The sequence below is a fragment of the Paenibacillus ottowii genome, assembly GCF_050516475.1.
Taxonomy (GTDB): domain Bacteria; phylum Bacillota; class Bacilli; order Paenibacillales; family Paenibacillaceae; genus Paenibacillus; species Paenibacillus ottowii.
This window is the reverse complement of the sequence record NZ_CP191577.1, coordinates 420,781-444,052: the sequence shown is the minus strand read 5'-3', so window position 1 is coordinate 444,052 and position 23,272 is coordinate 420,781. Positions and strand designations below refer to the sequence as shown.

The 23,272-nt window shown below is 47.7% G+C and carries 20 protein-coding genes, 1 rRNA gene, 1 riboswitch and 1 other annotated feature (1 of these 23 cut by a window edge); of the genes, 4 read left to right on the top strand and 17 right to left on the bottom strand.

Annotated elements, in window-relative coordinates:
- Nucleotides 1-26 precede the first annotated feature (26 nt).
- The 5 genes from ACQQ6X_RS02000 to ACQQ6X_RS01980 all read right to left on the bottom strand — a co-directional run bounded on the left by ACQQ6X_RS02000 (nt 27) and on the right by ACQQ6X_RS01980 (nt 5,816).
- Nucleotides 27-935, bottom strand: coding sequence for an ABC transporter permease (locus ACQQ6X_RS02000; RefSeq protein ID WP_305167845.1), 909 nt, complete (start codon nt 933-935; stop codon nt 27-29).
- Between the two features lie 28 nt (nt 936-963).
- Entirely contained in the window at nt 964-1,932 is a 969-nt protein-coding gene (opp4B, locus tag ACQQ6X_RS01995) for an oligopeptide ABC transporter permease (RefSeq protein WP_017427175.1), read from the bottom strand.
- Nucleotides 1,933-1,946: 14 nt separating this feature from the next.
- Entirely contained in the window at nt 1,947-2,873 is a 927-nt protein-coding gene (locus ACQQ6X_RS01990; protein ID WP_305167844.1) for an ABC transporter ATP-binding protein, read from the bottom strand.
- On the bottom strand, nt 2,851-3,882 hold the full coding sequence (locus tag ACQQ6X_RS01985; RefSeq protein WP_305167843.1) for an ABC transporter ATP-binding protein: 1,032 nt from the start codon (nt 3,880-3,882) through the stop codon (nt 2,851-2,853). Before ACQQ6X_RS01985 ends, ACQQ6X_RS01990 begins: the two co-directional genes overlap by 23 nt.
- 329 nt (nt 3,883-4,211) lie before the next feature.
- Nucleotides 4,212-5,816: a DUF6359 domain-containing protein gene (locus ACQQ6X_RS01980; RefSeq protein ID WP_305167842.1), complete on the bottom strand. Its 1,605-nt coding sequence runs from the start codon at nt 5,814-5,816 to the stop codon at nt 4,212-4,214.
- 214 nt (nt 5,817-6,030) lie between these two features.
- Nucleotides 6,031-6,145: riboswitch (glycine riboswitch) on the top strand.
- A gap of 211 nt (nt 6,146-6,356) precedes the next feature.
- Here ACQQ6X_RS01980 and sdaAB point away from each other — a divergent pair.
- A complete protein-coding gene (sdaAB, locus tag ACQQ6X_RS01975) occupies nt 6,357-7,046 on the top strand; it encodes an L-serine ammonia-lyase, iron-sulfur-dependent subunit beta (protein ID WP_235307017.1) in 690 nt (229 codons plus the stop codon).
- A complete protein-coding gene (gene sdaAA, locus ACQQ6X_RS01970; RefSeq protein ID WP_305167841.1) occupies nt 7,036-7,935 on the top strand; it encodes an L-serine ammonia-lyase, iron-sulfur-dependent, subunit alpha in 900 nt (299 codons plus the stop codon). Before sdaAB ends, sdaAA begins: the two co-directional genes overlap by 11 nt.
- A gap of 158 nt (nt 7,936-8,093) precedes the next feature.
- On the opposite strand, the gene ACQQ6X_RS01965 is transcribed toward sdaAA, so the two are convergent.
- The 6 genes from ACQQ6X_RS01965 to ACQQ6X_RS01940 all read right to left on the bottom strand — a co-directional run bounded on the left by ACQQ6X_RS01965 (nt 8,094) and on the right by ACQQ6X_RS01940 (nt 14,731).
- Nucleotides 8,094-10,430 carry an Ig-like domain-containing protein gene (locus ACQQ6X_RS01965; RefSeq protein WP_305167840.1) on the bottom strand — a complete coding sequence of 779 codons (2,337 nt, stop codon included), beginning with the start codon at nt 10,428-10,430 and terminating at the stop codon, nt 8,094-8,096.
- Between the two features lie 140 nt (nt 10,431-10,570).
- Nucleotides 10,571-11,731, bottom strand: a complete 1,161-nt coding sequence (locus ACQQ6X_RS01960) for a serine hydrolase domain-containing protein (RefSeq protein WP_305167839.1) — start codon at nt 11,729-11,731, stop codon at nt 10,571-10,573.
- Between the two features lie 163 nt (nt 11,732-11,894).
- A complete protein-coding gene (locus ACQQ6X_RS01955; protein ID WP_305167838.1) occupies nt 11,895-12,356 on the bottom strand; it encodes a pyridoxamine 5'-phosphate oxidase family protein in 462 nt (153 codons plus the stop codon).
- A gap of 59 nt (nt 12,357-12,415) precedes the next feature.
- Complete coding sequence (locus ACQQ6X_RS01950) at nt 12,416-12,652, bottom strand: non-oxidative hydroxyarylic acid decarboxylases subunit D (protein WP_305167837.1); 237 nt, start codon at nt 12,650-12,652, stop codon at nt 12,416-12,418.
- A 41-nt stretch (nt 12,653-12,693) separates the two neighbouring features.
- On the bottom strand, nt 12,694-14,112 hold the full coding sequence (locus tag ACQQ6X_RS01945; RefSeq protein WP_025363806.1) for a non-oxidative hydroxyarylic acid decarboxylases subunit C: 1,419 nt from the start codon (nt 14,110-14,112) through the stop codon (nt 12,694-12,696).
- Between the two features lie 28 nt (nt 14,113-14,140).
- Nucleotides 14,141-14,731 (bottom strand): flavin prenyltransferase UbiX, encoded by a 591-nt coding sequence (locus tag ACQQ6X_RS01940; protein ID WP_305167836.1) that lies wholly within the window; start codon nt 14,729-14,731, stop codon nt 14,141-14,143.
- Nucleotides 14,732-14,892: 161 nt separating this feature from the next.
- Here ACQQ6X_RS01940 and ACQQ6X_RS01935 point away from each other — a divergent pair, with 161 nt between their 5' ends.
- Entirely contained in the window at nt 14,893-15,798 is a 906-nt protein-coding gene (locus tag ACQQ6X_RS01935; protein WP_305167835.1) for a LysR family transcriptional regulator, read from the top strand.
- A 72-nt stretch (nt 15,799-15,870) separates the two neighbouring features.
- Here ACQQ6X_RS01935 and ACQQ6X_RS01930 read toward each other — a convergent pair whose 3' ends face one another.
- From ACQQ6X_RS01930 to ACQQ6X_RS01910, 5 genes are all read right to left on the bottom strand, one after another.
- The gene (locus tag ACQQ6X_RS01930) at nt 15,871-17,055 is read right to left on the bottom strand and encodes a response regulator (RefSeq protein WP_305167834.1); all 1,185 of its coding nucleotides are present in this window, start codon (nt 17,053-17,055) and stop codon (nt 15,871-15,873) included.
- The gene (locus ACQQ6X_RS01925; RefSeq protein WP_305167833.1) at nt 17,036-18,832 is read right to left on the bottom strand and encodes a sensor histidine kinase; all 1,797 of its coding nucleotides are present in this window, start codon (nt 18,830-18,832) and stop codon (nt 17,036-17,038) included. The genes ACQQ6X_RS01930 and ACQQ6X_RS01925 overlap by 20 nt, the downstream gene beginning before the upstream one ends.
- A gap of 30 nt (nt 18,833-18,862) precedes the next feature.
- Entirely contained in the window at nt 18,863-19,696 is an 834-nt protein-coding gene (locus tag ACQQ6X_RS01920; protein ID WP_430493525.1) for a carbohydrate ABC transporter permease, read from the bottom strand.
- Nucleotides 19,697-19,701: 5 nt separating this feature from the next.
- A complete protein-coding gene (locus ACQQ6X_RS01915; RefSeq protein ID WP_305167831.1) occupies nt 19,702-20,592 on the bottom strand; it encodes a carbohydrate ABC transporter permease in 891 nt (296 codons plus the stop codon).
- A gap of 227 nt (nt 20,593-20,819) precedes the next feature.
- Nucleotides 20,820-22,151, bottom strand: a complete 1,332-nt coding sequence (locus ACQQ6X_RS01910; protein WP_305167830.1) for an extracellular solute-binding protein — start codon at nt 22,149-22,151, stop codon at nt 20,820-20,822.
- A gap of 295 nt (nt 22,152-22,446) precedes the next feature.
- On the opposite strand from ACQQ6X_RS01910, the gene ACQQ6X_RS01905 reads away from it, so the two are divergent.
- Nucleotides 22,447-22,605 carry a hypothetical protein gene (locus tag ACQQ6X_RS01905; RefSeq protein WP_013369026.1) on the top strand — a complete coding sequence of 53 codons (159 nt, stop codon included), beginning with the start codon at nt 22,447-22,449 and terminating at the stop codon, nt 22,603-22,605.
- Between the two features lie 179 nt (nt 22,606-22,784).
- Here the strand turns inward: ACQQ6X_RS01905 and rrf are convergent.
- Nucleotides 22,785-22,901: ribosomal RNA gene (gene rrf, locus ACQQ6X_RS01900) — 5S ribosomal RNA — on the bottom strand.
- 158 nt (nt 22,902-23,059) lie between these two features.
- Nucleotides 23,060-23,272: a sequence feature (23S ribosomal RNA rRNA prediction is too short), on the bottom strand; it runs 55 nt beyond the window's last position.

The following is a 23,272-nucleotide window of genomic DNA, read 5'->3' as shown; positions in this document are numbered from 1 at the left end:
TTGTTGTCCTTATCCTTGAACTTCGGTTAACCCAATCGTTGTCTGGCATCCGTGGCACGTTTGAGCGCCTGACCGATAAAGTTGATCGCCAGCATTAGCACCAATATCAGCAATGAGGCAGGTAGCCACATCCACCAGCTATTTTGCAATACATCCGGGTCATTCGCATAACTCACCAGCGTCCCCAAGCTTGGAGTAGATTCCGGCAAGCCAAAACCGAGATAGGAAAGCCCGGTCTCAATCCCGATATTTCCTGCAAGACTGAGCGTTAGATTGACAATCACAATAGAGCTGAGATTGGGCAGCACGCCAAACCAGATAATTTTCCAATTGGGTGTGCCCAGGGTTTTGGAAGCCTGGACGTAGTCCAGTTCCCGTTCCGACAGCACCTTGGCCCGGATCAGGCGTGCTTTTCCAATCCATAAAAAGGCGGTCATTATAAAAATAAAAGACCCTATGCCGCTTTTGGGCACAATACTGACAAATACGATGACCAGCATTAAAAACGGAAGCACCAGAATAAAATCAATGATCCGCATGATGATGTTATCAACCAGTCCTCCATAAAACCCGGCCAATAAGCCCAGCGTCAAGCCGATGGCGGCCGATAATAAAGTAATCGTAAAGCCGATGGTAAAGGAATTGCGGGCCCCAATGACCAGCTGGCCGAAGATATCCCTGCCCGCTCGATCCGTACCCAGCCAATGCACTGAGCCGGGAGCTTCGCGGATCGCGCCCAGATCGACCGTCGTGACTACATCCTGATTGACAAACAGGACAGAGGCATATATAAAAATCAAGAACAAAGCCACAAATCCAATGGAAAGCAAGGCCATTTTGTCACGTACCAGTTCACGACGCAGTACAGACCAGCTAGATGGTGATTTACGAATGATTTCCGGCGAGAAGACTTCCTCCACCTGTATAGACACCATAATCCCTCCTTTTTTCTAGACTTGTCCTCTATTCAATTCGAATGCGGGGATCGACCTTGCTTAGGATGACATCCGATAAAAGGGTTCCTAAGAGTGCCAAGAAACCGGAGATCATGACCAATGCATTCACGACTGAAAAGTCCCGTTGGGTGATGGACTGTAGAAACAACTGGCCCAGCCCCGGATAACCAAAAATAGATTCTAGGAAAATGTTGCCCGCAATCACACCCGTCAGGTCATAGCCCAAGAAAGCAGCAATGGGCAATAAAGAGTTTTTGAAAATATGACGGGAATAGATCTTTCCTTCGGGTACCCCCTTGGAACGTGCTGTTTTTACAAAATCCTTCAAACGTGTGTCAATGACCTCATTGCGCAAATACTGGATCGTAGCCGTCGTACTGAGCAATGCGCCCGTAACCGCCGGTAGAATGAGGTGGTACGACTTGTTCACGTAATATGACCATGTCCCCGGCTCCACACCTACATCCACACTGCCACTGGTTGGAAACCAGCCAAGCCTGAATCCAAACACGTACAGCAGCAACAACGCGAGTATAAATAGGGGGGTTGCAAAGCTGAGATAGGTATATCCCACCACGGTTTTATCCAGCAGACTATGCTGATACCGACCGCTAAGTACTCCTAGCGGAATGGCGATCAGATACGTCAGAACCAGAATCACTACGCCCAGAAAAAACGTATTTCCCAAACGACTGCCAATCAAATCGGTAACGCTAATTTTATGTACATAAGATTTGCCCAGATCCCCATGAGCAAGCTGGACAAGCCAGTTCCCATATTGCACCCACACCGGGTCATTGAGCCCCAGTTTTTGCCGCTGTTCTTCCAGTGCAGCCGGATTCAGATTGGGTGTTGAAGTGATGAGCCCTGTCAGGGCATCCCCCGGCATAGCTTTGGCTAGGAAAAATATGAGCACACTTAGTGCAAAAAGTTGAGGGATCATAACCAGCAGCCGACGCATTGTAAATTTCCACATATTCTGTACCTCCCTTAGGGTAGCGCGACTTGATGGGATGGACTTACGGATTTCAGGGCAAACGGCTTTCCACTTGCATCTAGATGTTTGGGGAGCTCTGACTTGTAAGAGGATAAAAGCATTTGCCTTTTGTGGGCATTTTCTAGCCGCTTCGCTGGATCGATACTGGGAATGGTGGCAATAAGCCGCTGGGTATACAAATGCTGTGGACGCTCATAAATATCCTGTTCGCTTCCCTGTTCCACTAAGCGGCCTCGGTACATAATGCCGATTTGGTCGCACATATGGCGGATAATCCCCAGGTCGTGACTTATGAATAAATATGTCAATTTGAACTCCCGCTGCACATCCTTCATAAAATTAAGCACCTGTGCCTGCACAGAAACATCAAGCGCCGATACCGGCTCATCAGCAATAATCAGTTTTGGATTTAATGTCAGCGCACGCGCAATCCCGATCCGTTGCCGCTGACCCCCGGAAAATTCATGCGGGTATTTGTAGGCTGCGTCAGCGTTCAAGCCGACCTTCTCCAGTAGCGTCTGTACTTTCCTCCGCTCTTCCTCATTACTCAGTCGTTCAAAGTTTCGCAGCGGTTCAGCAATGACATCCAATACACGCTTACGCGGGTTCAGCGAAGAATAGGGGTCCTGAAAAATCATCTGAATGTCTCTACGCAGCGGATGGCGGTTATTACGACTCAAAGCCGCAAGATCCTTTCCCTTAAAAAGAATCTGTCCACTCGTCAGCTTATTCAGGCCGATAATTGTCCTTCCTGTCGTCGTTTTTCCGCAGCCGGATTCTCCTACCAGTCCGTAGGTTTGGCCAGCCTCTATGCTGATCGACACACCATCCACTGCTTTTACCTGGTCAACAATGCGCTGGAAAAAACCACCGCGCACCGGATAATACACCTTCAAATTATTTAGCTCCAGTAGTGCCATGAGCAGCCTCTCCCTTTGTCTCGTCTTCAAAATGAAAATGCTGGTAACATGTACAGCGGACCCAATGGCCGGGGGAAATTTCATTTAATTGAGGATGGTCTTCATGCATTCCCTGCTGAATCCAGGGAATACGCGGAGCAAAACGACAGCTACTACGGGGAATATCTTGCAATGAGGGAACCATGCCACCGATGACATGCAGCGTTTCTCCCTTGGTATGCGATCCCGGCATGGAGGCCAGCAAGGAACGCGTATACGGGTGCAGTGGATGCCGGAATAATTCAAAAACATCAGCGCTTTCGACGATTTCTCCGGCATACATGACCACCACACGGTCGGCTACTTCGGCCACAACGCCAAGATCGTGCGTAATCAGAATAATTCCGCTTCCGGTCTCCTGTTGAAGCTGTTTGAGCAAGTCGAGAATTTGCGATTGAATGGTCACATCGAGCGCAGTCGTCGGCTCATCTGCAATAATAAGAGAGGGTCGGCAAGCGATGGCAATCGCGATCATCACACGCTGACGCATCCCTCCTGAAAGCTCATGCGGATACTGTTCATACACACGTACAGGGTTGGGGATATCTACGCTTTCCAGCAGCTCCAGTACACGCTCCCTTTTTTGCTTCGTAGAAAGGGAAGTATGATAATCGAGATTTTCCTCGATCTGCTTACCAATGCTCATTAACGGGTTAAGTGCTGTCAGCGGGTCCTGAAAGATCATGCCAATGCCCGCTCCGCGAATTTTATTCATTTGCCCTAAGGAGAGGCGGATCAGATTCGTGCCTTTAAAAAGAACCTCTCCTTCGACACGTGTCCGCTCCATGTCATGCAGTTGTGGGATTGAAAGCGCCAGCGCGCTTTTGCCACAACCGGATTCTCCGACCACAGCCAGCACTTCATTGGGGTTGACCGTCAGATCCAGATGGTCGACTGCGGGGTGATATTGATCGTTAATGCGAAAAGATACGGATAATCCTTTAATCTCCAACACAGGTTCGATATTCAATGCGTGCGCTTCCCCCATTCTCCATGGTCTTGTCCCGCTAATTCTCACCATGTTTGATGTTAAAACCTTCCACAAACATTACATACCATTTTTGTCGGAATAATTTGAATACATCCTATCACCAGTATATGGATATATCAATTAAGATTATGCTATCAACATCATTTAAAAAATCAATGATCCAGCAGTGGCGCGACTTTCCTGGCACAAAATGTAACCCAATAACCAACCACAGGTTAATTTTCATCACAAAAAAGCCGTTTGATCCCCTACAAAGGATCAAACGGCTAACTAGCACCCAACAACTCACTCTGATTTTTTTACATTTGTTACGAAGCCGCTCCATAGGAGCCCGATTTGAATGTTTTTGGATCGTACCATTTGTAGCCTGCTGCTGGAGCAGACCAAGGCTCAGGTTGCGGTTCCGTGGAAGCCGCTGGCTCCTCAATCGGCAGAAGCTTCGTCGGTTGATCCAGCGTTAAGCCTGCCACATCGGATAATTTGGTGTAGTCCTGCTTCCATGCAAGCCATTGGACCGTTTGCACCAGGAAGGTCGCATCGTCCACTTCCTTGAAACCATCATACGTCTTCTTCGACTGTCCGTTTTCCTCGCGCACATATTTCGGTGTAGCATCTTCTACGGGAGAAGAATCACCGATGAAGGCTGCCTTGCCTTGACCGACCTTGGAGATTGCCGCAAATGGCCCTTCCGCACGGCCCCCGCCGTTATAGACACCCTGGTCTACAGCATTGCCCCATTTTTTCGTACCTGTCGGGATATAGGCAATTCCCTTCGCTTTGGTAGGATCAATAATAGCCAGCGTAGAGCCCGCATGCATAGCAATTGAACGTACACCCTTGGTAATGCCAAAAGATTGATCTTCAGCTACAATGTCCGTAGCATTCACGTCACCAAGCGCATTATAGCGGAAACGAACGCCAAAGTTGGTTGCCAGCCAATCAGAGCTAGTTAACCCTTGCATCGCCGGTGATGCTGCTTCTTCTGCAGTCATGCCTTTTGCCGGATTAGTGTAGGCTCCACGACGATAGCCATTCATAACCTCGGAGGCATCCCAACGGTTTTTGTTGCGGTCCGCATTATAGTGGTCGGAGATGAAGAAAACACTCCCCCCGTTATTCACGTATTGTAGCAAAGCCGCCTGCTCGGAAGCTTTAAATGGAACATTCGCTTCACCGATGATGAACACATCATATTGGCGCAGCTTGTCATAGGTTATGGCTTGTTCCCCAAAAGTAAAAGGAATAGAGCGGTTCAATTGGTCCACAGTAAAACCTACATTACGCAATCCATCGGCAAAATCAGAGAAGGCGCCGTCAATGACCCAATCTGCTGCCCCAGCCGTCTGTGCGTGCGTATTATCGAACAGCACTTTTTTACCTTTGCCGTCCGGCAATGTCGTACCGGGCTGACCCGGGTTTCCAGGATTAGGCTCGCCTGGATTACCAGGTTCCCCCGGCTCGCTTCCATTCACCAGTTCCACAGCGCTTGGGCTTTTTACTCCGCCAAAATTATTGTAGGCGCCAAGTGTACCTGTCACACGAATTTTACTGCCGATCAGCTCAGGATGGCCTGTTAGTCCATATTGCCCTCTGTACGCTGATGTCAGCTGCACATCCAGTAGATTCGACGTGCTACGTTCATTCACCTGGTCGGCAATCAGTACGTTAAAATCATTCGCAAACGGGGAAGAAAAATTAGCCGTTTGCGATCCGGTAGCATGTCCAACAATGTAGCCTTCCACCGTCACTGTGCCTCCACTACCTTGGCGCTGAAGGGCTTCGGCTACTGTCAGTGCTCCCTCTGCTTTGACCTGACCGAATGGAACGAAGATCCCGATCAGCAGCGATATGATCGCCGCCAGATGCAGCACCCCTTTCAAGCGTGAACCTGTGAACCGCGAGCCTTTTACCATACGTCAATATCCCTCCTATAATTCCATAAATGTACTTGTCCTCTATCAGATTAGCTATCAATCTTCTAATTCCTTCCTGGTTTGATCCATAATTATGTAAATTTTTATCTTTTTTATCGGAAACACACTTGTTTATGTAAAAATCGAACCCTGCGATTGACAGCGAGCGCGGCATACATTACGCTAAGGAAGATATGTAGAACGGTATACGCGAATGAAGATGACGGGAGAGTCTGTCCAGAGGCTTACACGCTGGCGGCACCGAAGGAGCAAGCCGCCAGCACCCGGCTGGCGGATAATCTCTCAGGTCCATGTATCGTCATCTGACGCAACTCTGGAGAGAGCGCAAGCCACCCAAGGGGTAAGGCGGTATGGACACCGCACGAAACTCTCAGGTAACGAGGACAGAGATAAGGGGAATTTCCTTATCCTGTCCTTTTTTGTGCTCACATTGTACGTCAGCATCAGGAACCGTTATATCCGTGCAAAGACGCGGAAATACCATATACTATGGTTGTAGAACATACAGGGGGCCATACCATGCGTTTCAAAGATGTATTTTCCATTATCGGTCCGGCCATGACCGGACCCTCCAGCTCACATACTGCAGGCGCGGTGCGGCTTGCACGCGTTGCCCGGCACTGGCTCGGGGCGCAGCCTGACCGCGCCCGCATGACACTGTACGGCTCCTTCGCCGACACGTACAAAGGACACGGTACCGACCTGGCACTCATCGCAGGCCTGCTCAATTACGATACGGACGATCACCGGATTCCCGATGCCGAGCAATGGGCGGAGCAGGCTGGAATGGCCGTAGAATTTGCCGTTAGCGGACTCCCCGCGCCCCATCCGAACACCGTCCGTTTCGAGCTATGGAAGGGCGAGGATCAGCGCACCCTGCTCGGCTCCTCCATCGGAGGCGGCAGTATCCATGTCCAGCAGCTCAACGAATTCCGAGTTAACCTGACCGGAGAACTGCCTACGTTGGTGCTTCTCCACTCGGATAAGCCCGGTACATTAGGTGCGGTAACTTCAGCATTGGGCGCTGCTGACATTAACATTGCCTACATGCATGTGGATCGCAAAGGTCGGGATGGTGAAGCACTTACTGCCATCGAAACGGACAGTCCTCCTACGGCTGAACTGATTGCCAAACTGCGTTCTTTGCCTCATATGTATGAAATTAAAATGATTAATCTGAAAAAAGGAGCTGAATCCGATGCGGTTTAGCCATCTGCATGAAATCAGCGCGATATGCGCTGAGGAATCCACCACGATTGGCCGCCTGATGATTCAAGAACAGGTACAAGAGACGAATACAACGGAAAAAGAAATCTTCCGCCAAATGTCTGATTATTATGAAGTCATGAAGGAGGCCGTTCATCGCGGTCAGACGCAAGACACCGTATCCCGCAGCGGATTGACGGGCGGGGACGGCAAGCGCCTGGCCGAGTATCTGCGGACAGGGGAGACCTGCTCCGGCGACGCCTCCGCGCTCGCCATGGCTTATGCGCTCTCTGTGTCGGAGGTGAATGCATCCATGGGGCGCATTGTCGCCACGCCCACTGCTGGCTCTTGCGGCGTCATCCCCGGCGTGTTCATTAGTGCGCAGGAGCGTTTCGGCTGGGATGACGAGCATATGGTGCACGGCTTGTTCGCAGCCGGAGCCATTGGCTACGTCATCGCCAACAACTCCTTCATTTCCGGCGCGGAGGGAGGCTGTCAGGCTGAGATTGGCTCAGCCATCGGGATGGCCGCTGGTGCAATGGTCGAGCTGCGCGGCGGCACGCCTGAACAGGCCATTCACGCTGTAGGCCTAGCGCTCAAGAATACGCTCGGTCTGATTTGCGACCCCGTTGCCGGGCTCGTCGAGATTCCGTGCATCGTGCGCAACGGGCTGGGAGCCGTGACCGCACTTGCCGCAGCGGATATGGCTTTGGCGGGAGTACGCAGTGCCATTCCGTCTGACGAAGTCATTGACGTGATGCTTGAAGTCGGCAGCGCAATGCCGTCGAAACACCGCGAGACCGCCAAAGGCGGCTTGGCCCAGACACCGACCGGCAAGCGCTTGACCGAATCCCTTACACGCAACACACTGGCCAAGAAAGACAAGTCATAGCTCTAAGCATTAAACCAACTACTTTTCCTCTATAAAACAAGACGAATATTTCTCCCCCACATTCTCCAAGGGAAAGAGAATTCGCCCTTAAAAATAAAGGAGCAAGCATACGTCTAGGGACGACATGCTTGCTCCTTTTCTTTTCAATCGATTACAGATTACTGGACAGTTACCTGTACCTTCGTCATTTTACCTGCATATTTCACGGTAATTACAGCTTTGCCCTTGCCCTGTGCCTTAATGTTACCGTCTTTGACGGTCGCAACAATAATTCTGGACGAGGACCAGACAGCCGGTTTGGTGACATCCTTCTCCGACTCGTCCTTATATGTGGCTGTCGCCGTAACCTTAGCCAACTGCCCTGCCTTCAGGTTCAAAGCGACTTCGTCCGTTTGCAGGTATTTAAGCGTATCAACATCTACAGGCACGCTGATCACTTTCCCGCCGAACTTCGCCTGAATGTTAGCTTTACCATAGCTAACCGCGGTAACCTGACCCTTTTTGACAGTGGCGACCCTATAATTGGATGTTTTCCATTCAGCTTGGGTCGTAACATCCTTTTCTTTACCATCACTGGATTTAACCACAATGGAAATGGTTTTTTGGTCTCCAGATTTGAGGGATAACGCGATGGCATCCGCTTCAATCTTTTGCGCTACGTCTACTTCTACCGTAAACGTAATGGTTTGCTTGCCATAGGAAGCCGTAACGGTTGCCTTACCGTTGGCATTCGCTTTAATCAAACCTTCGCTAACTTCAACTACCTTGACGTTGCTAGTAGACCAGGTGGCATCCTTGGTTACATCTGTTTTTGTACCGCCACTCTTAACGCCAGTTACTTTCAGTTGCTTTGTTTCCTGAGCACCGAGCACAATGACACGCGAATCGGTTTCCAGACGGTCTACAAGGCCTACTTGCACGTTAATCGTCAGCTTTTTGCCATTGTAGGTCGCTGTAATCACTGCTTTACCAGTCGCTTTACCCGTAATCGTTCCCTTGGACACAGAAGCAATATCTTCCGCACTTGAAGTCCATTCTGCATCCTTTGTAACATCTTCCTTACGCCCGTCCGCATAAGTAGCCGTCAGAGTCGCAGTATAATCCTCATTAATATCAATTGTTGCCGTTTTAGAGGACAAAGACAGATCACCAGGTACATTTACGGATACCGTAGCTGTGGCTGTTTTACCGCCATAAGAAGCTGTGATCGTTGCCTCACCTGTTTTATAACCTGTGACTTCTCCCCCGCTGACAAAAACGATATCTTCATTACTGGACTTCCACTCTGCTTTACTTGTGATATCTTCTTCCGTCCCTGTTACATAGGTTGCGGTCAGCTTGAGCTTTTTGGATTCCTTAGCATTCAAGCTCAGCTTGTCCTCGCTTAAATCCAGAAATCTAGAGGTTTCGACATCTGTCTTGATCGAAACCGTCTTATCTCCGTATTTAGCGGTCACCGTAGCCGAACCTGCTCCAATGGCCATAATCGTTCCTTTATTCACTGTTGCAATTTTTTCATCGCTTGATGTCCAAGCAACTTTATCCGTGATATCTGTTACCGTACCATCCGGGTACACAGCAGATACCTGTATTTTTTTAGATTCATCCAAACGGAGAAAAATATTGGTTTCGCTGGCTTTCAGCTTATTCGTCTGATCCACATCCACCGCAATCGTAGCGGACATCGTGCCATATTTACCCGTAATTGTCGCCTTCCCTGTGCTATATCCGGTAATCGTGCCTTTCAGAACATCTGCCACGGCTGTATTGCTGGAGCTCCACTCGGCAGACTCTGTAACATCCTGAGTTGATCCATCCGGGAACGTGGCTGTCAATTTAACCTTCTCTGTATCCTTTAACAAAAGAGAAACCTCTGATGTACTGGCATCCAGCCGTTTAACCTGCTCCACCTGTACAGCAATCGTTACGGTCTGTTGTCCATATACAGCCTTAATATTGGCTGTACCAGCTCCTTGAGCGGTGACCAATCCATTGACTACAGTCGCTACCTTCTGGTTATCGGAGGTCCAGGCAGCATCACCTGAAACCTGAGCTGTTGTATTATCACTGTAAGTCGCTGTCAGATCAATCTGCCCTGTACCGCCTGAACGCAAGTTCAGGCTTTGTACACTGGATATCAGCGCCTTAACCTTCTTCGTTACATGTACCTGAACGGATTGTACCTTCTCCTTATAGGTCGCAATCACAGTGGCTTCCCCTTCAGCCTTGGCTGAAACTGTACCATTATACACCGTAGCAATAGATGTATTATCACTTTTCCAATCTGTGCTGACGGTTACATTCGAGGTTGTCCCATCGGTATAAACAGCCGTTGCCGTCAACGCAGCTGTATCCCCCTGTTGCAAAGTTACCTCGTTAGACGAAAGGACAATCTTGGAAAGCACCGCTTCTGCTGCAGATGCAAACCCTGCATATGATGTAAAACTTGAAATCAGGATGACCAACGCCAGAAAACCGGACCATCTATTCTTCAAAATCTAATTCCCTCCTATTTTCAAAGCTAAAAATTAAGGATTTGGCAAAATCCCTACACCTACGTTTTATGTCGTCATATGGAAAAGAATAGTTTAGACTTTAGAGAAAATTTGGTCCTTATTAACTAGAAACAGTACTTTTACAGACAGCTATAAGCAGCTGCACGAATTCTCAAATGGTGGTATTCTTCCATATTGGGATCGAGCTGATGCATATAAACGACGGAGAACTGCTCGCTCGGATCTATAGAAACCCAGGTGCCCGCCATTCCCGACCAACCAAATTCCCCAATTGAGCTGTTGGCATGCCCAGCCGCTTTATCCATTAACGTGCGTACACCAAGTCCATAGCCATAACCTGTATGGTATGAATTGGTGAAATCCGATAATTGGGCTGTATCCAAATGATTTGTACGCATTAAATCAATGGTTTTTCTCCCCAATAACTTTACTCCGTTTACCGTGCCGCCATTTGACATCATTTGTGAAAATGTGAGGTAATCTGTGACTGTCGAATATAATCCTGCGCCTCCACCTTCATATATAGCATCTGACTGATGATATTCATCCAAAAAACCCTCCATTTTTTTAAGTTTTCCGGCATCTGTCCGTTGATACATGGAGGCCATCCGCGATTCAATATCTCCACGATAGCGGTAGCCTGTGTTGTTCATTTCAAGTGGATCAAATATTTCGTCCTTCAAAAATTGTCCTACTGATTTACCCGAAATCACTTCAATAAGACCCGCAACAAGATCGTGCCCATATCCGTATAACCATCGTGTTCCCGGTTCAAATGCAAGCGGAACTTCAGAAAGCGCTTTAATTTCCGTGCGCAGGTCATATTTTCCCTGCTTCTCCTTTAACTCCGCAATGACCTTCTGCATAGCTTTTCCTGTGTCTGAAAACTCGGAAGCATAAGGAATGCCTGCGCTCATATTGAATATATGCTTAATCAAAATAGGGTTTTCCGCCTTATCAATGTAGGTGTGACCGTTAGGAGCAGTTTTGAATACATACGAATCGCGATATTCAGGTAAATATTCATACAAAGGCTCATTCAATAAAAATTGTCCGCGTTCGTACAACATAAGTGCAGCCGCACATACAATAAGCTTAGTCATGGAAAACAGGCGATATACGGTATCTTCAGTAATCGGCTTCCGAGTTTCCAGATCAGCATATCCATGATACCCTTCATACAACACTTGACCATTTTGTGCAATGGCACAACCACACCCTGCCGGTCCATTCGCTAAGAACTGTTGCAATAACTGATCTACCTTGTCAAAACGAGACATATTTATCCCTCCTATTTTCCTTTTAAAATAACTCTGCTTCCTCTCACACTCTAACTCCTCTTACAACAGGCTCGACGGATTCCTTGTAAGCGCTTATAATATAACATTTATTTTAATGGCAAACTGGGTAATTACAAAGAAAATTTGTCATCCTCAGATAGCTTTATACCAACAACTCTGCCACCGTCTCTTTCCAGCGATTAATCACCGTTTCCGGTTCCTTAAGGCGAATCGTGACACCTGTCAGGATGTCGGCATATTGGGCTGAATCCTCTCGGGCTGCGAAAACACGTGCCGCAAATCGCTCACGCACATGCTTGGCTTCACGCAAAGCAGGCAGATGTTCCAGCGACAACCGCACATAATGCGCCTTTCCCCCGGTGAACACCGCAAGCGTTGCCTTCCCAGTACGGATCATGTTGCCCGTCGTGGTTGTACCCGGCCATAGGGCCAGACGCAAATTCCCCTCGTCCAGCGCTACAACCTCGCCCACACTAATCATCGCTATGTGTGGCCACTGATCTTCCGTGACCGTCAGCAGCATCATGGCTTCATGCTGCTTGTCCTCCAGTCCCTTACCGTCCAATAGCGTGAACAGTTCCTTACCAATCCTTGGTGTCTGCATGAAGTATAATCCCCTTTACATTTGGCCTATAACTTCAAAGTACCATAATTTACGGCTACTTACGAACGCCCCTGTATCCGCTCTGGAATAGGAGGAACATGAGCAGCATTCGGAATATCTTGGGGATTTACCTTGAACGCCGATTTATACTTTGCTGGATCCGTAACGCTATCCGGTTCTGAGGTTCGCCATGTGAACAGGCATACAGGGCACAACAAAACCTCCCAGGCACCTTTAACCGGCGAATGGGAAACGACTTCTGAACGATTGGACTCACAACGGGGACAAATATGCATCTGTCAGCACTCCTTTAATCTTTCTTTGTTTTTTAAAATATTTAGCGAAGCATTTGGCTTAACTTTTTCTCCCATTCCGCTACACCCAGCGGGGAATCGAGCGGCTGCGAGTAATGGCCTCTAATATCCGGTGCTACAGGTGTCGTCGCATCCAGTATCATTTTGTGCGTCATACCTGCCGGATCAGAGCCGGGGTCAAGCGGTAAAATAGACAAGCCAGGAACAATGACAGCATCATGCTTTGGATGAAGCTTGGTGGATAAAGCCCACATGACTTGCGGCAGATTGAACGGATCGACCTCCTCGTCCACCACAATCACCAGTTTGCAATACCCCAATCCATGCGGAGTCGTTAACGCACGCATTCCCACAGCCTTCGCAAAGCCGCCATACCGGGTTTTCGTGGAAATAATAGCGACCAGCCCATGCGTATACATGGCATTAACGGCTACGATTTCATTAGGAAAAGCATCCTTAAGCTGCTGAAACAACGGTACACTTGTATTCACACCGATCATATAATCCGTTTCCGTCCAAGGCATCCCGATGTACAGATGCTCAAAGATAGGCTGTTTGCGGTGATATACACGATTAATCTGAATGACTGGCATCGCGCGACCGCCGGAATAGTGACCTGTGAATTCACCGAATGGACCTTCATACTCACGTTCACCTGCTAACACTTCGCCTTCCAAAATGACCTCGGCTCCCCAAGGCAGATCCAGATCTGCATCCTTCGCTTTGACCACACGATAAGGCTCGCCCTGAATGGCGCCCGCCATCTCATATTCGGATTGATCGTACAGCAGCGGCGTAGAAGCAGCCGTTGTAATCACAGGCTCACATCCGAGGGCAATAGCTACCTTCAGATTTTCGCCACGCTCCTCAGCCTGACGAATATGGATCGCAATATCATGCTGTGGTACAGGCTGGATACCCAAACGGTTCTTGCCTTTCACCTGCATCCGGTATAAGCCGACATTTTGCTTACCGTAGGTGTCCGGGTCATCCAGATCGCGTGAAATTAGAATTGCTTTATCCAGATAAAACCCTCCGTCCCCCTGATTCAAACGAAACAACGGCAAAATATCAAACAAATTAATATTCTCCGTAATCTCGACTTCATGAAAAGGAGCGGCTTCTTCCCGCTTCACGGGCACCGGAAATTGTTCATAGCGTCTGGCAAATTCAAAAAACTGCTCCTTGAGCGGCGTATTTTTGGGCATTCCCATCATGAGGGCATGATTGGGCCAGGAGCCCATCACATTCATTGCAATACGAGCATCCGTATATCCATAGATGTTGTTGAAAAAGAGAGCAGGCGTCTTATCTCCAAGATTGTTTAATGCTCTGTTAGCGGCTGCGAGGTCCGGCTCCGGCTTTACCTCATCGCTGATCGTGAGTAATTGTCCTTCCTTTTCCAAGGTGTGTAGAAAATCGCGAAAGTCTTTATAAGCCATCATTCATTCTCCTTCGTCTTTCGATTTCTCAATTCTGGTGCAGCCTGGAGTCATTCTGCTTCATCCCATCCCAGCGTTTGGCTGCGGTTGTGACAATACCGAACTGATCCAATGCGCGAAAAACAATATGATCCACTAATTCCTCGATACTTGCAGGATGATTATAAAAGGCAGGCATCGGCGGCAGGATCATCACGCCCATACGTGACAGCTCCAGCATATTTTCCAGATGGATACTGCTTAATGGTGTTTCTCTGGTCATGAGCAGCAGCTTCTTTCGCTCCTTCAGCATCACATCCGCTGATCGGGTAAGCAGGTTGTCCGCCATACCGATACGAATAGAGGCAAGAGTCTTCATACTGCAAGGAGCGACGACCATACCATCTACCCGGAAGGAGCCGCTAGAAATACGTGCGGCCTGATCCTTATACGAGTAGACTGCATCCGCCATTGCCTCCACTTCCTTCACCGTGTAGCCTGTCTCATAGGGAATGTTGGCAATAGCCCACGGGGATAGCACCAGATGACTCTCTACTCCAGCCTCCCGTAATTGTTGCAATATACGGATACCAAAGATTGACCCTGTCGCCCCCGATATTCCTACAATGATTTTCTTCATATGTCCCCTCCTTCCACCTCATCGTTTTATGCTCACTCATGTATTACTGTCAAAAATTATACGCCCGTTCCCTGCACACGAAAAATATATATAATATATGTAATGCATACTTTAAAAGTATTTAAATCGAAGCGTTGTTTAGAAATGAGGAGGAATCCCCAATGGACTTGAAGCATCTGCATTACTTTTGCGTCATCGTGGAGGAAGGGCAAATCACCAAGGCCGCCAGAACGCTCAACATGGCCCAGCCTCCACTGAGTCAACAACTCAAAAATATGGAGGACGAGCTTGGTGTAAAGCTGATTTACCGTGAAGGAAAGAAGTGGGAAGTTACCGAGGCCGGATATACACTGTATACACGCGCCAAACGATTATTGGCTGAAATGGAGGACACCTGTAGAGAAATTGGGGAGTTTGAAAACAGAGTAACCGGCACACTTGCTATAGGCACGTCATCCGCCTGTATGTCTCTGATTACTGAACAACTCAGTCACTTTCATCAGGTTTATCCAGAGGTATACATTAAAATAGGACACGGAGACACACATCATCTGGAAGAGCTGCTGCACCAAAATAAAGTGGATCTGGCCCTGCTGCTGCTTCCGGTAGATGACAAATCCTACCACACAATTGAACTGGAGGGCGTTTCCTTTGTTGCCGTACTTCCGTCTGAATGGGCAGATCGTCATCCCAGTGGGGAAATTACGTTACAGGAAGCTGCCAGCTATGACCTCTTGTTGGGACGCCGAACAGAAGGACACGGACTATACGAAACCGTCATCCGCAAATTTCAGGAACACCATCTTGTTCCGCGCGTCGTACTGGACTGTCCTGAAATATCGACCATTCTCTCGCTCGTTTCCACAGGCATGGGAATTACCATCATTCCAGACGCTGGCTTGGGACAAGAATACGGGGACAGATTTCGCACACTCTCCATTAAGGAGCCGTTCCCCTTCACACGGCCTGCAGTCGTATGGCGCAAGGATCGTTATTTATCCAATGCAGCTCGCAAATTTGTTGAATTGCTACAAGCTGGAGACACGAAAAAGACTGCTCCCGAGTAGATGCTCTACCGCTCTACTCCTGAAACAGTCTGATGCTGGATGAACTTCCTTCATTCGGTCGTTGATGCCGCCTTACTTCACTCCTTGATGCCGATACTCGGTTGGAGTCATTCCACATTTGCGCCGGAATACCTGTGTAAAATGTCGCATATCCTGATAGCCGATCCGCTCGGAAATATCAGCCAGCCGCAAAAGAGGATCACTGAGCAGCCGCTTCGCCTCCTCCATACGCAAGGAAATGACGTAATCCTTATAGCCTTGTCCCGTTTTTTGCTTGAATAGCTGGCTGAAATATACTGGATTTAAAAATACGATGGAGGCCACCTTTTCCAGTGACAGCTCCTCTGTAAAGTGAGCCTGAATATACTGCAATGCTACATCAACCGTGTGCATGCCCTTACGGAGACATTCTCCTGTATCCGCTGCTGCGGCTGCAATCTCCTCTGGCGTTCGTCTTAATCGCGCCACCTCTTCAGGTATGGATGAGAAATTGTGGTGAACACCCGAGCGTGTAATTTGCAAAGGTACCTTCACATAACGCTTCAAGTGGGATTCAAGCAAAGACTCTAGCCGTGCAGCCTCTGCTTCATCCCTTAGCCTTGCAATCCCCAGCAGACTATGGCGGTCCAGACTGACGACAAAGCCGCTGCCCCCAGCCTCAATGAGCTCGGACAATACATTTTCAATCATAAAATGCTCTAAATGCGTCTGCTTGTGATCAGGTTCCATGCGAACCATAAAAAGATGGAACTCTGGATAATTTTCGACGAAGGGCTGTATATCCAGCTTGCCCGTATCCAATCCAAGTGCATAACGCTGGAAAACAGCTTCACGTAAATAGACCATATTGGATTTAAGAAGCCTGCCCTCGTTCGCCTGTTGCGAGGCCACAAGCGCTTCGGCTGCTAATACTTCAATACATTCCAGCAGCTTTTTTTTACCGATGGGCTTTAACAGGTAGTCTTTGGCACCCAGCTTTACTGCTCTTTGTGCATATTGGAAGTCGGAATGGGCCGAAATGACAACCCACTGCAGATGAGGATGCTTTCGCTTGGAAATACGCATGAATTCCAGACCATCCATACCGGGCATCAGGATATCGGTCAATACAATATCTACAGGATGCTTCGCCAGAATGCCTGCTGCTTCCTCGGTGGAAGCAGCGAGATGAATGCCGCAGGTTGGTAGTGCTTGGCCAATAGTACGCCGAATCCCCTGTCGAATCATATTTTCATCGTCAGCTATCAGAATATTCATGTTTTTCCTCCTTCTGTGGCAGAGGCACATTTACAGTGACTGTCGTTCCGGCTCCTGGTGCGCTGGAGATCCGTAGGCCGTACTCTTCTCCGAACATGTGCCGTAGCCTTAAATTTAGGTTTTGCAGGCCGATGCCTCCCGCCTGCCCGCTGCCCGCCTGTTTGCCGGGTTCTGCCAAAGCGACCTGGACCACCTCCCATCGTTCATACTCCATTCCTACACCGTTGTCGATGATGTGCAGGCTCAATACACCGTCATACTCCTCCGCTCTGACGAGCAGTTTGCCACCTGTATCTGCATGAAGAGGCTCCAGCCCGTGTTTCACCGCATTTTCAATCAATGGCTGCAAAGTCATTTTAGGTACACGGATATCCAGCCATCGATCTTCAATGTAGACGTCGACAGCTACCCTGCCCTCCAGCCGGGCCTGGATAATGGTGAGGTAATGACCGACCTGCTCTACTTCTTCCCGAAGGCTTACATCGGCTCCCTCTTCCCAGTGACTGCTGTAACGGAACATATGGGATAAGGAGAGCACTACCTCTCCGAGCTGATCCTGTCCCTTTTCATCCAGCATCCAATAGATCATATCCAGCGTATTGTACAGAAAATGTGGATTAACCTGCGTCTGTAGAGCGTGCAGTTCCGCATTTTTTTCGCTGACTGATGATACACGCACCAGCTCAATCAGTTCTGCAATCCGTCTTACCATATGGTTGAAAGAGGTAGCCAACTGGTTGATTTCTTCATAGGATGTGATGTTTACCGTGTGGCGGAAATTGCCTGTCTCTACCCGTTTCATTTCCCGAATAACTCGTTTGAGCGGATGGGAGATGCCTCTGGAGACGATGGATGCAATTAGCGCCGACAACATAATAAGTATGGGTGCCACGATAAACAAGTATCTTTGAGTTTGCGCCAGTTCCACGTTCAGATCCTCACCGGGTGTTACACTAATCACCGACCAATCAGCAAACGGAAGCTTGGAAGCGATTACAACTTTTTTATTACTCCGATCTACAATTACATCCTCCTCCGGGACCTGTTGCTCTAGATTTCTCAAATCTGGTGGCGGATCAGAAGAGGTAGCCGATACAATTCGATTTTCATGGCCCAACAGGTAGACCTGGCTATTAGTGCTCAGCCGTAAATTGTGGAGAGCAGACAAAACGGAACGCGGTTCAGCCTCAAACAAAACAATGCCAATCGGCTTGTGTTCATCCAGATCATAGAGCTGCCGTCCAAACGCAAACACAGGCCTGGTTTCCACCTGGTCGATGACAGAGTGAGGATAAACACCCAGCCATGCAATTTTACCCGCCGACTTTCGAATTTCCCTGTACCATTCCGTCTGCTCGTAATGAGTATCAATGACATTCATATAATTCCCGTAATTATATACCTTGCCTGTGTCTGTGATCACATGAATGCCGATCAGGTCCTCGCGCGAATAATAGATGGCTCCAAGGATGTTCGTAATCGTACGTTCGTTAATGTAATTGACAGCAGGCAAGTCACTACGATCTGTGGTCAGCAGACGAACCAAATCCATATTGTTGCTGATCGACTTGGAGAGACTGTTATAGCTGCCGAGCAGCAATTCAAACAATCCTGCCGTCTGAGATACATTTTTACGAGCAAGCTCGCTGACCTTATCATGGAACTGCACCGTAGTACGGTTGTAGAATAATAGACTGACCGCCAGCACAATGCCGGACATGCTCAATAGGAACAGAACAAACAAGCGGTATTGAATGGATTGAAAACGGCGCATCATACCTCCGTGTGCTCCTTTCGCATCGACCGCCTATCCTTTTACCGCTCCCGCAACCATACCTTTGGTGATTTTTTCGGACAGGACAAAATAAATAATAATAACCGGTAAGGCTCCCATGACCAGAAAAGCACCAATATTGCCGTAGTTCACAGAATACTGGCTGACGAACGTATATACGCCGAAGGGGAGAGTTTTTAGCTTTTCGGACGAGATAAAGGTAGCAGCCATAATGTATTCATTCCAGATGTTAATGAAAGTTAAAATACACACTGTCATGATAGGCGGAATCGAGATAGGTAAGATTACACTGCGGAAGATACGATAAATGCTCGCTCCGTCAATGTAGGCGGATTCTTCAATTTCGTGGGGAATGGACCGCATAAAGCCGGATAGGATGAAGACCGCAATCGGTGTCTGAAAAGCAATGTAGGGTAAAATTAGCGAGAAATACGTATTCAGAATATGGACGTTTTTAAACATCACCATCAGCGGTAGCAGTGTAGCTTGCATGGGGATCATCATCCCGACCAAAAACAACGTCAGCACAACAGCCCCGAAACGCCAGCGAAAACGTGTAATTGCATAAGCAGTCATCGAGCTTAATACAATGACGAAAGTCATCGTAACCCCGGTCACCAGCACACTGTTTCCTAAATAACGCAAGTAACTCCCTGATTCATAGGCTTCCTGGTAGTTGTGCCACTGGGGCACTTGAGGGAGTGCAAAGAAGCTTGAACCTAATATCTCTTCATTCGTCTTCAACGAATAAGTCAGCAGCCAAAAGAGTGGATACAGCTGCGTGACCACTAAGACGGCCAACAGGGCGAAGATCCCCATTTTCTTCAAGGCGTTCAACAGTCCCATCTCCTTTAGCTTACCTTATTTTCAATACGTTTGAAAACAAAATTTATCACAATTGTAAATGACAAGCAGATGAATACAAGAAATGAGGCCAATGCACTGCCATACCCGTATTTCATAGATAAAAAGGACATATTGTACATATACGTGGATACTGTATCCGTCGCATGGGCTGGACCTCCCCCTGTCATTACCCAGATCAAATCAAACGATTGCAAGGACCCGATAAAGGCTAATACAATCGATATTTTAAAAATAGGCACAATGAGCGGCAACGTAATGTGACGGTCTGCTTTGAATCCTTCTGCTCCATCTATTTTAGCTGCTTCATACAGCTCATTGGGTATATTTTGTACCCCGCTAAACTGGATAAGCAAATGGTAGCCAAAATATTGCCACAATGATACAAAATATAGAGCATACATCGCCACCTGCGGTTCTGTCAGCCAAGAGCGTGTCCAGCTTTCCAGCCCGACCGCCATCAAAATACCGTTCAGCATCCCTCCCATCGATGCCGGGTTATAAATCGTCTTCCACAACTGGCCAATAATGACCACCGATAGAATGACCGGCAGAAAATACATCGTTACCAATGTATTTGCTTTACGCACATAACGATTGAGTAAAATGGCCAGCAGCAGACAGAGCGGGATTTCCAGCATGGAAAATACAGCGAACATCATCGTCCGCTTCACAGATGGCCAGAACACTGGATCGGCTGTAAAAATTCGTTTAAAATTAGCCAGTCCCACAAACTTCGCCTCAGCAATTCCGTTCCAATCCAGCAGCCCGCAATACACAGATACCAGAATCGGAACAAATACCATACAGGTATACAGCAACAGGCAGGGCATCACGAAAACGGCAATCGTGCGTGTCGGCACCTTCAGTACATTCATGCTCTAATCTCCTTTATGTTGATTCGGAGCAACTTCTGGGGGATGCTTAGCTATGAGTGATTCCTAATCAGGGAAGGGAACCTTCGCTCCCTCCCCTAGAGTTTGCTTATTCAGGATTTTGCAAAATTCGATCCATTCGCTCCAAAACGCAAATCTAGACGAGCTAGGCTATTTTGAGCTATATTTTGTTCATCAGAAGTCGCTATTCGATTTTTGCAATATTTCACTTATTTATTCGCTTCAAAAGTGTTCTGATGCTCCTTCGCAACTTGTGCAGAGTCCTCTTGTTGCACGAACAGGTTCTGAATGCTACTCAGATGCGCCTGTGCAATAGCGGGGTTCATCGTATTGTCAAAAGCGAGGTCCCCTCCTTTTACATTTTTGAACAGCTCATTGAGACTAATGGCCAACTCGGAATAACCCGCTTCCTTCAGATCACCTTTCATTTTCTGCCCACTGCCAATTGCATTTTTCAGCTCAAACTGGATCTTGGGCATCTCTGTAATAAAATAGTGCAGAAAGTCTTTCGTTTCTTGTAGATGTTCACTATTCGCAGATACTGCAAACGCGCTACCCGGTGCAATGACATATTCATTCACATCCCCTTTGCCATTCACCGTAGGGAATTGGAACGCCCCTACCTTACCTGCTACCGGGGAAGCATCAATAGAACCCGTTTCCCAAGTACCCATGATATACATCGCAGCTTTCCCCGTTTTGAAAATATTACCGCCTGCATTATAGTCAATAGATGTGGCTCCATCCGGGAAAGCTCCAGCCTGCACCAATTCCTGAAATGCATCCACAGCTTCCACAAAAGCTGGGTCATTAAACGTCTTTTTGCCATCCAGCACATCATTGAGGAAATTGGGTCCTTCATTCGTACGCAACAGAATATTCATAAAAAGGAGGGAACCAGTCCAAGAATCCTTTTCCCCAATGGCAATTGGAGTAATTCCCTTCGCTTTCAGCGTCTTGACCGTCGTAATCAACTCATCAAAGGTGGTCGGCAATTTTTGAATTCCCGCCTGCTCGAACAGTTCTTTATTGTAGAAGACCACTTCTATATTGTTACCATCCGGAAAAGCATATAGCTTATCATCGAAGCTATAGTAATTAAGAAGGCCATCCTGAAACGTATCTTTTAACCCCTCTTTATCAGCCACATCATTTAATGGAGCGAGTAGCCCGGCATCTACGAATGGCTTCATCTGTGCAGCCGGATTTACAATCGTGATATCCGGTACTTCCTTCGCTGCTGCTTGTGTTTTCAGCTTGAGTTTTTGCTGATCTGTATTTAGCGAATCCAATTCAATTTTGACATGAGGATGATCTTGCTCGTATTGACTTACAATCTGCTTAATCATTTTGTACGAAGGGGTGCTAGGATCAGGATTGATGTTTTGAAAGGTAATCGTCACATCCTTCGTTACATTGCCTCCACCCTTTTCCCTTGGATTTCCCGGACTTGCGCTTTGTCCGTTATTACAAGCTGCCAGCGTCAATGCCAAGGCGCCCGCCGCCACAGCGGCAAACGCTTTCATTTTTACTCTGCTCATATTCCTTTTCCTCCTCTGGTTGAAGCATTGCGCAATTTATCCTCCTAATCGGTGGACACTCAATGCCCGCTTGTTCTTTTCATTATGTTCCATAGAAAAGACGTGAACAATGCGTGAACTTAAGGAGAAGGGTTTGTTTTTTTAAGCCCTCCATTTGCGTGCTTCAAAATTCATTCATATCATATCTTGCAATTTATCCAGAAGACAGGCATAATATAAATAACACCACTATTTGATAATGATTATCATTATTAAATGATAAATACACATAGACTTTAAAGGAGGCAGGACCGCAGTGAAAGAAGCTTTTAGTAAAACCTCCCTGCATATCGATGATTATTTGGATCTTCTTAATCTTGCCGTACAAGTCGGAGATACAAAATGGCAAAAGGAAATTACCCGTAAACTTCAAGCCTTAAGTGCCCTCCAGGCAGAACAGGTTGAAATAGATTAACATCGCACAATGAATTTTGTATCTTAGTTGAAACCGCACTTCAGGCAGCACTATATAAAAGACAACCAGAATATTATAGTGCTTTTAGCCGAAGGCATGACATGAATCTTTCATGTGAACGATAAATGAATCGGATATACAAAAAAAGCACAGCCATTAAGGCTGTACTCTTTTTTTGTGCTTGGCGGCGTCCTACTCTCCCAGGACCCTGCGGTCCAAGTACCATCGGCGCTGGAGGGCTTAACGGTCGTGTTCGGGATGGGTACGTGTGGAACCCCTCCGCTATCGCCACCAAACATGAATTTGCTTCGCAAATACTTTACTCAGGAACAGCATCGCCAAATGCTGTGTGTTCGCTTGCCTCATATAAGCTACTCGAACTTATATAGTGCAATGCTTACACCCTGAAAACTGGATCCGAAACTTCATTGCGTCTTATCTTTAGGATAAGCCCTCGACCGATTAGTATTGGTCAGCTCCATGCATTACTGCACTTCCACCCCCAACCTATCTACCTCGTCGTCTTCAAGGGGTCTTACTTACTGGGAAATCTCATCTTGAGGGGGGCTTCACGCTTAGATGCTTTCAGCGCTTATCCCTTCCGTACATAGCTACCCAGCGGTGCTCCTGGCGGAACAACTGGTACACCAGCGGTACGTCCATCCCG